Raw genomic sequence first — 12,894 nt, 5'->3', positions numbered from 1 at the left:
AGGATATGAACGGCGTACTGAATATTTATAAGGAGGCGGGCTTTACATCCCATGATGTGGTGGCAAAGCTGCGTGGAATTTTAAAACAGAAAAAGATAGGCCATACAGGAACTCTCGATCCGGATGCGGAGGGAGTTCTTCCTGTATGCCTGGGAAACGCGACAAAGCTCTGCGGCCTGCTAAGCGATAAGGAAAAGACCTACGAGGCCGTGCTGCTGCTGGGGCAGACCACCGATACGCAGGATACGTCGGGAAGGATTTTAAGCACGGCGCCGGTGACTGCGGATGAGGAAGCAGTCCGGGAGGCAGTTTTAAGCTTTCTCGGGGATTACGATCAGGTGCCGCCCATGTATTCTGCACTCAAGGTAGGTGGGAAGAAGCTCTATGAGCTTGCCAGAGAAGGAAAAGAGGTTGAGCGGAAAGCACGCCGCGTGAGGATCCTGGAGCTGGAAATTCACAGGATCTCACTTCCGGAGGTTTCATTTTCCGTGACCTGTACCAGCGGAACCTATATCCGTACGCTCTGCCAGGATATCGGAGAGAAGCTTGGCTGCGGCGGCTGCATGAAAAGCCTTTTGCGTACCCGCGTAGACCGGTTCACGGTGGGGGAAAGCCGGCGCCTGTCAGAGATAGAGGAGCTGATGCGGGAGGGACGAATCAGTGAGGCGCTGCTGCCGGTAGACAAGGTGTTTTCAGGATACCCGGAGATCCGGACGAATGCGGCAGGAGATCGCCTGGTTCATAATGGAAATCCGTTTTCGGAGAAGGAGATTGGGAAGGCTGAGGGAAATTTCAGGCAGCCTTCGGAAGCAGTCCGCGTCTACGACTCCTACGGAAGCTTCGTGGGGCTTTACAGGAGGCATGCGGACCAGAGAAAGGACAGCTACCGTCCGGTAAAAATGTTTTTGACGTCACAGTCTTAAAGGATACAGTATGAAAATCATTAAAGGAACGACAGAATTTCAGATACAGGAAGAGACGGCGATATCCCTTGGAAAATTTGACGGGTTTCATCAGGGCCATCAGCTTCTGGTGGACCGTGTTCTGCAGAAGAAAAGGGAAGGCCTGAAATCCCTGATTTTTACGTTTGATTTCGGGGACAGGCCTGTGCTCCTGCTTCCGGAGGAACGCAGGAGGATGCTTGGAAAGCGGGGAGTGGATTATCTGCTGGAATGTCCGTTTGTGGAAAGCATTTCCCATATGGAGGCAGAAAAATTCGTGCGTGAAATTCTGGTCCGGCGCCTGCATGTACGCTATCTGGCGGTGGGAACAGACTTCCGCTTCGGTTATCAGCGGCGTGGAGACTACCGGCTGCTGGAAAGACTGAGCACAGAATGCGGTTATCAGGTGGAGGTCGTGGAAAAGGCCTGCTATCAGGGAGAAGAGATCAGCAGCAGCCGTATCCGCCGGGAGCTGGAGCAGGGGCATATGGAGCTTGTGAACCAGCTTCTGGGCTACGCTTACTCTGTCACGGGCGAGGTGCTTCATGGGCGCAGGATCGGAAGAACGCTCGGGATGCCTACGACCAATCTTCTTCCGTCAGAGAGAAAGCTCCTTCCTCCGAATGGTGTCTATGCTACGCGGACGGTTATCGACGGAGAGCTTTTCGAGGGTATCACGAACATCGGATACAAGCCTACGGTAGGCGGCGAGACCAGAAAGGGAGTAGAAACCTATCTCTTCGATCTGGACCGGGATTTGTACGGTGAGATCCTTACCGTGCGTTTTTATGGATATGAAAGGGCAGAGAGAAAATTTGCGTCCCTGGACGAGCTGAAAAAAAGGATTGAACAGGATGTCTTCTGGGGACGGACATACTTTGGAGGGGCGGAAGGAGCATGAGAGCTTTTTATTATCTCGTTGCGGCCCCGATCCTGTTTGCGCTGCGCCTGATCTTCTGGCCCTTTAAGATGCTGTTCCGCTTTGTCCGCTGGTTTCACAGGTGGAGGCGCGAAAGAAGAAGGATGCGCCGGGCGGAGTTCGACGACATGGATGGCTGGGAATTTGAAGAATATATTGCGAAGCTTCTGATTCGGGACGGATATACTCATGTGGAGGTGACGAAAGGAAGCGGCGATCAGGGCGTGGATATCCTGGCCCAGCGCGACGGTGTCTCCTATGCGGTTCAATGCAAGCATTACACAGGAAAAATTCCAAACAAGGCTGTTCAGGAGGCCTACGCGGGCGCGGAATTTTACGGCTGCGACGTGCCGGTAGTGCTGACGAACAGCTTTTTTTCTCCTTCCGCGCTGGAGCTCGGCGATGAGATTGGCGTAGAGCTCTGGGATCGGGAAGAGCTTTTGAAGCTGGTGCGCAGAACCCGGAAGTGAGCAGTGCTCCTGCAGAGCGTTCGGGGGAAAGCCAAGCCATGCAGCCGGAAGCCCTAAAAAGCAGGCCTTTCGGCTTGAGTGCTGCGCCCTATGAAAGACCAGCCGAAATCATCCCTTAGTGAGCAAGCTCCCACGGGATGGTTTCGGCTGGTCTTTCGCATGGCTTGGCTGTTTCCAATATTGTACAGGTTTTTGTACTTGACAATTTCTGAAAGTTGTTTTAAAGTGTAATAGAATCTTAACAAAGTTGTAATAAATATACCAAAGGGACAAAGCAGAAGTTCAGATACAGAAAAGTCCGGGAAACTGGCTCCTTTGATAGTATATGGAGGTTTTCATGTATAAACGGTACAAAGCGGCAGGAGTTGTATTAGGAGCCATTTTCATGGCGATGGTAGGAATGAACGCGCAGGCGGCTCAGCTTAGCGAGGAGCTGAATGTGGGAATTGCTTCTACCTTTGATCAGGCGACGAATACCGAGGAAGAGACTCAGGCTACGGCAGAGGTGGTATGGACAGGTACTCCTCTGGAGGGCTATGTAAATATAGGAATTGCAAATGTAGAAGATAATCTGAATATCCGGGAGGCGGCTGACGAGGGAAGCTCACTGGTAGGAAAGCTCCGCAAGAACGCTGCCTGTGAGGTCCTTGGATATGAAGGCGAGTGGGCGCATATTCAATCCGGCGAGGTAGAGGGCTATGTAAAGTCTGAGTACCTTTATACAGGCCAGGAAGCGATTGATTTGGCGTTCCAGCTGGGGCAGACGGTCGCAAAGGTTACGACAGATGCTCTGTATGTGCGCATGGAGCCCAGCACCGAGGCTGATTTCTGGACCATGGTTCCAAGCGGCGAGGAGCTGACGGTGATTGAGGATATGGGCGACTGGATTAAGGTGGATATTGACGGCGAAGAAGGCTACGTGGCTGCTGAGTATGTGGAAGTGACGGATGAGCTGGATACAGCCCTTACGATTACGGAAGCCCTCTATGGGGAAGGCGTCACGGATATCCGCATTGAAATTTGTGAGTTTGCGAAGCAGTATGTAGGCAACCGTTACGTGTGGGGAGGAACAAGCCTGACAAATGGAGCGGACTGCTCAGGCTTTACACTGGCGGTTTACCGCAATTATGGCATTTCCCTTCCGCATTCCTCCAAGGCGCAGGCCAACTGCGGAACGAAGATCAGTGTCAGCGAGGTACAGCCTGGAGATCTGATTTTTTATGGAAGCGGCAGGAGCATCAACCATGTGGCGATGTATATTGGAAATGGCCAGGTGGTGCATGCCAGCAATTCCCGGACAGGCATTATCATTTCGAATATGTATTACAGAAGTCCGGTAAGCGCAGCGCGGATTATCAACGATTAAGGACAGGCAAGGGCTCTGGCAGGAGAGAAAACGAGATTCTGCCAGGGCCTTTTTATATATATAAAACCTTGAAGTTTTCAGAAAATCTGGTTCTGTTTTTCTTCATATCTAAGATAGCATCAATACTACGTTCAGATATTCGATCTAAAATAAATTTCCATTTTCTACGAGAACAATCTATGATACAATGACCTTACTATACATAAGGGAGGGGACTATGTTTCAATTTGATTTTAGAAACAATTTTGGAAAAAACTACAGAGAAGTGCCGCCCGAAGGAGAGGCGGAGCAGCCCCAAAAGCGGAAACGGGGGAAAGGAACGGGGCTGAAGCATATGAAAAAGGCGGGAATCGGTATCGTGATTGTCCTGCTGGCCCTGTTTCTGGCCAGCTCCTGCTGGTATACGATCCAGGAGGAGGAACAGGCAGTCGTCTGCACCTTTGGTACGCCGAAGGCTGTGACAGAGCCGGGACTTCATTTTAAAATTCCGCTGATCCAGACCGTGACCAAGGTGAATACTACGATCCAGGGACTGGCGGTAGGATATGACGAGGAGGAGCAGTACACGGAGGACGCCATGATGATCACCTCGGATTATAACTTTATCCGGGTGGATTTCTATGCGGAGTACCGGATTTCAGACCCGGTGAAGGCTCTGTATGCTTCTGAGGATCCGGTGCGTGTCCTGGATAATATTGCCCAGAACTGCATCCGTACTACGATCGGCTCCTATACGGTGGATGCGGTGCTGACTACAGGAAAAAATGAAATTCAGGCCAATATCCGGGATATGATTATGGAGAAGCTGGAAACCTATGATATCGGCATTCAGCTGGTGAGCATTACGATTCAGGATGCGCAGCCGCCTACTGCAGAGGTCATTGAAGCCTTTAAGGCGGTGGAAACTGCCAAGCAGGGCAAGGACACAGCCCTGAACAATGCGAACAAGTACCGGAATGAGCAGATTCCTCAGGCGGAAGCCGAGGCAGATAAGATTCTCCAGGATGCTGAGGCGGAAAAGGAGAGCCGCATCAATGAGGCGGAGGGCCAGGTGGCGCGTTTTAATTCCATGTATGAGGAATATGTAAAATATCCTTCCATTACAAGGCAGCGGATGTTTTATGAGGCCATGGAGGATGTGCTGCCCGATATGAAGGTAATCATCGAGGGCGGCGACGGCAGCCAGGTACAGCAGCTGCTTCCGCTGGAGCCGTTTGGCGGCACGGACAGTACAAATACAAGCGAAACGGAGGCGGCAGAGAATGGAGAGTAAGAAAAAATCCTTAGGTTTCCTGAAATATGTGATAATACTGCTGGCGCTGTTCCTTTTTGGCAACAGCCTGGTGATTTGCCGGGAGGACGAGTATAAGCTGATTCGCCAGTTTGGACGAGTGCAGCGTGTGGTAAGCACCTCCGGCCTGTCTTTCAAGATTCCGTTTATTCAGACGACAGATACGGTGCCGAAGGAGATCCTGCTCTACGATCTTCCGGCCTCGGATGTGATCACCTCTGACAAGAAATCCATGATTGTAGACAGCTATGTGCTCTGGAGAGTGACCGATCCGCTGACCTTTACCCAGACGCTGGCAAATTCCATCTACAATGCAGAAAACCGCATCAATGCCCTGGTTTACAACGCCACGAAGAATACGGTATCCAGCATGACCCAGGATGAGATTATCAAAAGCCGCGACGGAAAAATGACGGTTACGGCAGCTGAGGCGGAGTCGGACGTACAGTCAAACGACCTGATTCTGGAAGAAACGACAGAAGAGGTGGAGATTAAGTCCCTGACAGAGGAAATCATGGATCAGCTGGGAGATTATGAGCAGTATGGCATTGACATTCTGGCAGTGGAAGTGAAAAAGCTCGATCTTCCGGATGACAATAAGCAGGCGGTCTACACCCGCATGATTTCCGAACGGGAAAACATTGCGGCCCAGTATACGGCAGAGGGAGAATCGCAGGCCCAGATTATCCGGAACACCACGGACAAGGAGGTCTCTATCATGCTCTCGGAGGCGAATGCCCAGGCTGAGCAGCTGGTGGCGGAGGGCGAGGCAGAATACATGCGGATCCTTTCGGACGCCTATTCGGATGAGAGCCGCAGTGAGTTCTATTCCTTCGTCCGCAGCCTGGACGCAGCGAGGGAGAGCCTTCAGGGAAGTGATGATAAGACATTGATTCTGCCGGCGGATTCTCCGATTGCGCAGATATTTACGGGGCAGTAGGATGCAGAAAAAGGTGGAAGAATCTTGACAGCCATCTGTACATGTGGTAAAGTATAACGGTATGAGATTTTGCCGGTATTCAGTAATCGGACACTCCGGCCATTGCTTAATATACGGCGTATTGAGAAAAAGGAGGAATTTATCATGATCGCAAAGGAAAAGAAGCAGGCAATCATCGCAGAGTACGGCCTCAAGCCGGGAGACACAGGCTCACCGGAGGTACAGGTGGCAATTCTGACCGCACGTATTCAGGAGCTCACAGAGCATCTGCAGAACAATCCGAAGGATCATCATTCCAGACGTGGTCTGCTGAAGATGGTCGGACAGAGACGTAATATGCTTGCCTATCTGAAGAAGATGGATATCGAGAGATACCGCAGCCTGATTGAGAGATTAGGACTCAGAAAATAAGCTTCATATTGGGCGGAGGAATCCGGAGGATTCTTTCGCCCAGTTTTTGTGCCTGGAGACAGGCAGACATCAGTTCCGGAAGCATAAAAAACCGGAGCTGCGCAACCCGTCAACCACGTAGGAGAAAGGTTCCGAGACCACTGATGCGCGCATGAAAGGTGCGTGCGTGGATCAGTAGTTTCGGTTTCTCCTACACCCTGGCAGTTTACTGGCTTTTTTGTATTGTAAGGAGAAAAGGAATGTACAAGAGTTTTTCTATGGAACTGGCCGGCAGAACTCTGACCGTAGATATCGGCAGAGTTGCGAAGCAGGCCAACGGAGCCGCTTTTATGCACTACGGCGACACGACGGTGCTTTCTACAGCCACCGCCTCTGACAAGCCCCGGGATGGAATCGATTTCTTCCCCTTAAGCGTAGAGTACGAGGAAAAGATGTACGCTGTAGGAAAGATTCCGGGCGGCTTCAATAAGAGAGAGGGAAAGGCGTCTGAGAATGCGGTGCTGACGGCCCGTGTCATCGACCGTCCCATGCGTCCTCTGTTCCCGAAGGATTACCGCAATGATGTGACGCTGGACAACCTGGTGCTGTCTGTGGATCCGGAGTGCAGCCCGGAGCTGACCGCCATGCTGGGTTCCGCGATTGCCACCTCTATTTCGGATATTCCGTTTGCAGGCCCCTGCGCCATGACGCAGATCGGCATGATCGACGGAGAGTTCATCGTAAATCCGGGACAGGCTCAGTATAAGGTATCCGACCTGAAGCTGACCGTAGCCTCCACGAGAGAGAAGGTCATCATGATCGAGGCCGGAGCCAATGAGATTCCCGAGGCGAAGATGATCGAGGCAATCTACCTGGCTCATGATGTAAACCAGCAGGTTATCGCTTTCATTGATAAGATTGTAGCAGAGTGCGGAAAAGAGAAGCACAGCTACACCAGCTGCGCGGTTCCCGAGGAGCTGTTCGCAGCCATCAGGGAGATTGTTCCTCCCGAGGAGATGGAGAAGGCAGTCTTCACAGACGAGAAGCAGGTGCGCGAGGAAAATATCCGTCAGATCACCGAGCGTCTGGAGGAAGCTTTCGCAGAGAAGGAAGAGTGGCTTGAGGTTCTGGGAGAGGCTGTATATCAGTACCAGAAGAAGACAGTCCGCAAGATGATTCTGAAGGATCACAAGCGTCCGGACGGCCGTGAGATGACCCAGATTCGTCCGCTGGCTGCAGAGGTAGATATCATCCCGCGTGTTCACGGTTCTGCCATGTTCACAAGAGGACAGACACAGATCTGCAATATCTGTACGCTGGCTCCGCTGTCTGACGCACAGCGTCTGGACGGCCTTGATGAGAACGAGACGAGCAAGCGCTACATGCACCATTACAATTTCCCGAGCTATTCCGTAGGCGAGACGAAGCCGAGCCGCGGACCGGGACGCCGCGAGATTGGCCACGGAGCTCTGGCAGAGCGCGCGCTGCTGCCGGTACTTCCCTCTGAGGAAGAGTTCCCCTACGCGATCCGTACCGTATCTGAGACCTTTGAGTCCAACGGTTCCACATCCATGGCTTCCACCTGTGCATCCTGCATGTCTCTGATGGCGGCAGGCGTGCCGATCAAGAAGATGGTAGCCGGTATCTCCTGCGGTCTGGTGACAGGCGAGACAGACGACGATTTCGTTCTTCTGACGGATATCCAGGGCCTGGAGGACTTCTTCGGCGACATGGATTTCAAGGTGACAGGAACTACAGAGGGAATCACAGCCATTCAGATGGATATCAAGATTCACGGATTGACCCGTCCGATCGTGGAGGGCGCTATCGCACGCTGCCGCGAGGCCCGTATGTTCATCATGGACACCTGTATGAAGCCCTGTATCTCCGAGCCGAGAGCAGAAGTCGGACCCTACGCTCCGAAGATTGTGCAGATTCAGATCGATCCGCAGAAGATCGGCGATGTGGTTGGACAGAGAGGAAAGACCATCAATGCCATCATTGAGCAGACCGGCGTGAAGATCGATATCGACGACGACGGCGCAGTTTCCATCTGCGGAACGGATAAGGCTGCGATGGATAAGGCGGTTGAGCTGATTCAGATCATCGTGACGGATTTTGAGGAAGGCATGATTCTGACCGGAAAGGTAGTCAGCATCAAGGAGTTCGGCGCGTTCCTGGAGTTTGCTCCCGGCAAGGAGGGAATGGTTCATATTTCCAAGATTGCCAAGCACCGCATCAACCGGGTAGAGGATGTGCTGACTCTCGGTGACGTAGTGAAGGTGGTATGCCTGGGTAAGGATAAGATGGGACGCTACAGCTTCAGCATTAAGGATTTGAAGGAAAATCAGTAAAATATAAGGAAATGTACGAAAATTTGTATTGTTTCTGTATAATATGGGAAAAGGGGCTGCTGCACTAAATTAGTGCGGCAGCACTTTTTATGTGTGCCGAGCATGGCACTAATCTTACTGGTGCAAGTCCAGTCACGGGTATTTACCGCCAAGTGTAGTGAACCACAAGCCGGTGTCAGTAATGACATGGGTGAAGGAAGTGGTGTAGCAAAGTTCTTGAGCCTACGAACAGAAACTTGATCAGGCGATTAGGTGGGTAAGGTTGCATAACAAACTGAAGCCCGAAAGGTAAACGTAAACCGAAGTTGTAAATCAAGAGGTTGTGGAACGAAAGATTAGTGTCTTACCCCGGGAGGCCCTACTCACATACCGGGAGGTATGGTCGAAAAAGGTTTGGAGAGGGAGTCAGATGAAGTCATAGTAGGCCGAAATCCCAGTGAGGGTATAGCCGAAGGACTGAAACGATTTATAGTACGAATCGCTATGTTTAAAATAATACATGAGCCGGAAATCGGGTGGGCAGGAAAAGCAGGAACGTAACCGAGGAATACTGTCTATACTTAGAGGGGCGATATGTATGAATCTTGAGATAGGTCAGAGGAGTAACAACGATGGAATTAATGGAAGTGATTTTATCAAAAGAGAACCTGAACAGAGCCTATAAAAAGGTAGTTGCCAATAAAGGCGCGGGTGGCGTTGACGGAGTTACTGTAGAGGAGCTGGGGAAGTATATAAAGGAGAATCAGGAGAAAATCATAACGTCTCTCAGGAACAGAACCTATATGCCGAAGCCAGTCCGAAGAGTATATATTCCGAAAGACAACGGAAAGAAAAGGCCGTTAGGGATACCGACAGCGCTGGACCGAACAATCCAACAGGCGATATCACAGCCTATATCCGATATTTATGAGGAAACATTCAGTGACTACAGCTACGGGTTCAGACCGGGAAGAAGCTGTCACGATGCCATCAGGCAGGCACTGGAATACCTGAATGATGGGTATGAATGGGTAGTGGATATAGACATAGAACAGTTTTTCGATAAGGTAAATCACGACAAATTAATTCAGATACTAAGGGAACAGGTAAATGACAGTACCACATTAAATCTGATTCGGAAATATCTGAAAGCAGGAGTAATGGAAAACGGACTGGAGAAAGCGACGATTACGGGCGTGCCACAAGGCGGTCCCCTATCCGTTGTATGTTCAAATGTCTACTTAGACAAGCTGGATAAGGAACTGGAACACAGAGGACTCCGGTTTACGAGGTATGCGGATGATGTGCTGATATTCACCAAAAGTGAAATGGCAGCCAGCCGGGTAATGAAATCCATAAGTAACTGGCTGGAAAGGAAACTATTCCTGAAAGTAAATGCAGCCAAAACGAAAGTAGTCAGACCGACACGGAGTAAATATCTGGGATTCACATTTCTGAAGAATGGTGGGGAATGGAAAGTAAAGCCTACTACGGAAAAGAAGAAGAAACTCAAAAAGAAGCTGAGTGAGTACCTGAAAAGAGGGAAAGCAGCCGCAAGGCCTCTGGCAGCCACAATCAAACGGGTTAATGAGATGGTGAGGGGATGGATTAATTACTTTCGGATAGGGATGATGAAAGAGTTTATGGGGAAATTAGGGGAATGGCTGCGGCACAAAATGAGAGTAATCGTAATGAAACAGTGGAAAAAGCCGAAAACCATCTATAGAAATCTGAGTTATTTAAACGGGAAGAACCATAATGGGTTCAGCCAGGAGGAAATCTATAAAGTGGCAAATTCAAGGCTTGGTTGGTACAAGAGAAGTGGAATGAACGTAGTAAATTTCATTATCAGCAAAGATTTACTTGAAAACAGGATAAAAGACGGAGCTGGACTGCTCAATCCTTTATCCTTACTTGGTAAAAGTTGGAATATAAGTTGTAGAGCCGTATACGAGACCCGTACGTACGGTTCAACGGGAGGGGCGAGAGTTTATTCTCCCTCTACCCTATTCAAAGCTGATGTCAAGTGAACTTTCACCTATTTAACAGAACGGTGTATTACTATTCCGGTTTACCCTATCTTTTGCTGAATATCTGGAATTCAAAAAACTGATTCCTTTCTTCAAGGGAGCTGTTAAGCGAGTACCTGCGGTTAGACGGGTTCCCGATTGTGACGCTTGGCAATTTTGACGAGCACTCGCCAACCAAATTGTAAAGAGAATCTACAGCTTTGTTATCACGAATGATATTATAAAGTGGCACAGTATTATGAACTTTAATTTGTTCAACTGTGTTGTGAAGTATATTGTCGAAAATGCTGGCAAAACCTTCTCGGCTAATGCCACTGCAAAATTTCTGAAAAGCGAAGGAACTTTCCTGTCTGTTGAAGTTGTTTACAATTATCTGAACTGCTGGAAAAAGTGTTTGTTATTTATCGTTGCCAGCGATACGACTTACAGGGAAAATCTGTGCTAAAAACGCAGGAAAAATTCTATTTGGCGGACGCTTCTCTAAAATACTGTATCATGGGATTTAATCCAAAGTCAATTACTGCCATGCTGGAGAATATTGTGTATTTTGAGTTGCGGTGGGATTATGAGGTTTATATCGGAAAGAACGAAACGAAAGAGATTGATTTTGTAGCGGTGTAGCGTGACGAGCGTATATATGTCTAGGCATGCCGAAGACTGCCGGAGGAATCTGACAGAGAGGTTGTCAATCTTCTTGAAAGTAAAGAACACTATCCTAAATATGTGGTGATTCTGGACGAATTGGCAGCAGGAAATATCAATGGTATAAAAATTGTGCATCTGGCGGATTTTCTGCTGAATGGCGAGCGTTGACCTTTAGAATAAAAAATCAGCCTCAAAACCTGAATAAAAATGCAATTTACAGTGGCACGAACATGGAAAATATAGTATAATAAACAAATGAAAACAATAATTGGGAAAACGAGGGGGACGAAGACGCATTGGCTCAGAAAATGAAAACAATTCTAATTATTCATGATGAATTGAAAGCAAGAAAGGCGCTGTGCCTGTCGACATTTTTTAGTTTTTGCGGAATTTGGGTCGATCAGATAGGAGCGGACAGGAGCCGGACGGCTGAGAAAATTCTGGATGGGTATGATGTGGTTCTAAATCTGTGGGAGGAAGAGACAGATGTCCCGCAGAAGCGTTCCTGGAAAGAACCGGTAGTGCTGGTTGATTTCCGAAGGATGGATGGGGGAAAAGGGGCAGAGAATTGTGAGAATGTGATCAATTATTGTCTCGATACTGTATTACGGGATAAGAACTGGACAGAAGATTCGGATTTTAGTACCATGCGGGCACTGAGCAGGATATATCAGGAGGAGTCCCTCCGTATTTTTGATTATAATGGCAGGTATTATTTCTATGACAAAGAGCTGTCGGATAAAACCTATACTCATTATAAGAGCACGTATAAAAAATTGAATCTTCTGAACCCGGAAGGCATGAATGAGCTGATGCTGCTGTATGCAAAGGCTTATTGCATCAAATGTATGAACAATCTGGATTTGCTGAATGAAAATGTACTGGCTTATGATGCGCTCAAAGTGATTTCTGCGATGGAAGAGAAGATGGAAGGGAAGGACTGCTCTCCTTCCTACAGCTTTTTGATGGGACAGCTGCTCTTGAATATGGAGGAGCGGTCTGCCAGGTTTCCTGCGGTCAGATATTTTAATCAGTGCAGATATGAGATGAGAAAAACAGGAAACCATATGCTGGGATTCGGAAAGGTCTATTATGCAATAGGGAGCTATTGGGAAAAGGTGCGCGAGCAGGTGGGACGGGCATTGGATGCGTATAATTATGCATACGAAGAGGATGACTGCGCTTTCAGGGCCATTTATAAGCTGGCGATGTATGAACTGGATTTTGAAGAGGCGGAGTTCCTTTACCGGAGGATCCTGCGCATACTGGAAAATAAACGGCTGAATAACTGCCTTCAGCCGATGGAGACGGAATATGTGTACAAGACGCTCTTCCGGCTGGAAAGTCTGTACATCAAAAATGACAAGCGGGCGGGCGTCCAGGAGTGCTGTGAGAAGATAGAGGAGCTGTATCAAAACCACCGTTCACGGAGCCAGTTTTACGACGAATTTTATGACGATCCGGAGAGCGGAGCCACTGCCCGAGAGCTCACAGGGAAGCGGATATTGCCCCGGCAGCCCAAGATTAAGATGAATAATTATTTCAATAAGAAGATAGGGAGGCAGTGAG

11 protein-coding genes are annotated in these 12,894 nt (G+C 49.2%); all 11 read left to right on the top strand.

Features of this window, described 5'->3' with window-relative positions; translation table 11 throughout:
* Positions 1-5: 5 nt before the first annotated feature.
* The 11 genes from truB (at position 6) to B5E77_RS03335 (ending at position 12,893) form a co-directional block, all read left to right on the top strand.
* Positions 6-923 carry a tRNA pseudouridine(55) synthase TruB gene (gene truB, locus B5E77_RS03385; protein ID WP_087163987.1) on the top strand — a complete coding sequence of 306 codons (918 nt, stop codon included), beginning with the start codon at positions 6-8 and terminating at the stop codon, positions 921-923.
* 10 nt (positions 924-933) lie between these two features.
* Entirely contained in the window at positions 934-1,842 is a 909-nt protein-coding gene (locus B5E77_RS03380; RefSeq protein WP_087163986.1) for a bifunctional riboflavin kinase/FAD synthetase, read from the top strand.
* A complete protein-coding gene (locus tag B5E77_RS03375) occupies positions 1,839-2,330 on the top strand; it encodes a restriction endonuclease (RefSeq protein ID WP_087163985.1) in 492 nt (163 codons plus the stop codon). Before B5E77_RS03380 ends, B5E77_RS03375 begins: the two co-directional genes overlap by 4 nt.
* Before the next feature lie 337 nt (positions 2,331-2,667).
* On the top strand, positions 2,668-3,696 hold the full coding sequence (locus B5E77_RS03370) for a C40 family peptidase (protein WP_087163984.1): 1,029 nt from the start codon (positions 2,668-2,670) through the stop codon (positions 3,694-3,696).
* A 217-nt stretch (positions 3,697-3,913) separates the two neighbouring features.
* The gene (gene hflK, locus B5E77_RS03365) at positions 3,914-4,969 is read left to right on the top strand and encodes an FtsH protease activity modulator HflK (RefSeq protein WP_330394603.1); all 1,056 of its coding nucleotides are present in this window, start codon (positions 3,914-3,916) and stop codon (positions 4,967-4,969) included.
* Positions 4,959-5,927, top strand: coding sequence for a protease modulator HflC (gene hflC / locus B5E77_RS03360; protein ID WP_087163983.1), 969 nt, complete (start codon positions 4,959-4,961; stop codon positions 5,925-5,927). The genes hflK and hflC overlap by 11 nt, the downstream gene beginning before the upstream one ends.
* Positions 5,928-6,071: 144 nt before the next feature.
* Positions 6,072-6,338 carry a 30S ribosomal protein S15 gene (gene rpsO, locus B5E77_RS03355; protein ID WP_087163982.1) on the top strand — a complete coding sequence of 89 codons (267 nt, stop codon included), beginning with the start codon at positions 6,072-6,074 and terminating at the stop codon, positions 6,336-6,338.
* 239 nt (positions 6,339-6,577) lie between these two features.
* The gene (locus B5E77_RS03350) at positions 6,578-8,671 is read left to right on the top strand and encodes a polyribonucleotide nucleotidyltransferase (RefSeq protein ID WP_087163981.1); all 2,094 of its coding nucleotides are present in this window, start codon (positions 6,578-6,580) and stop codon (positions 8,669-8,671) included.
* A gap of 611 nt (positions 8,672-9,282) precedes the next feature.
* Positions 9,283-10,680, top strand: coding sequence for a group II intron reverse transcriptase/maturase (gene ltrA / locus B5E77_RS03345; protein ID WP_143468570.1), 1,398 nt, complete (start codon positions 9,283-9,285; stop codon positions 10,678-10,680).
* Between the two features lie 390 nt (positions 10,681-11,070).
* Positions 11,071-11,301, top strand: coding sequence for a hypothetical protein (locus B5E77_RS17465; protein WP_442911324.1), 231 nt, complete (start codon positions 11,071-11,073; stop codon positions 11,299-11,301).
* 320 nt (positions 11,302-11,621) lie between these two features.
* A complete protein-coding gene (locus B5E77_RS03335) occupies positions 11,622-12,893 on the top strand; it encodes a hypothetical protein (RefSeq protein WP_087163980.1) in 1,272 nt (423 codons plus the stop codon).
* Position 12,894 lies beyond the last annotated feature (1 nt).

Origin of the sequence: Lachnoclostridium sp. An131 (genome assembly GCF_002160825.1) — a bacterium.
In the GTDB taxonomy this organism is placed as follows: Bacteria; Bacillota; Clostridia; order Lachnospirales; family Lachnospiraceae; genus Laedolimicola.
This window is presented reverse-complemented; position numbering and strand designations above follow the sequence as displayed.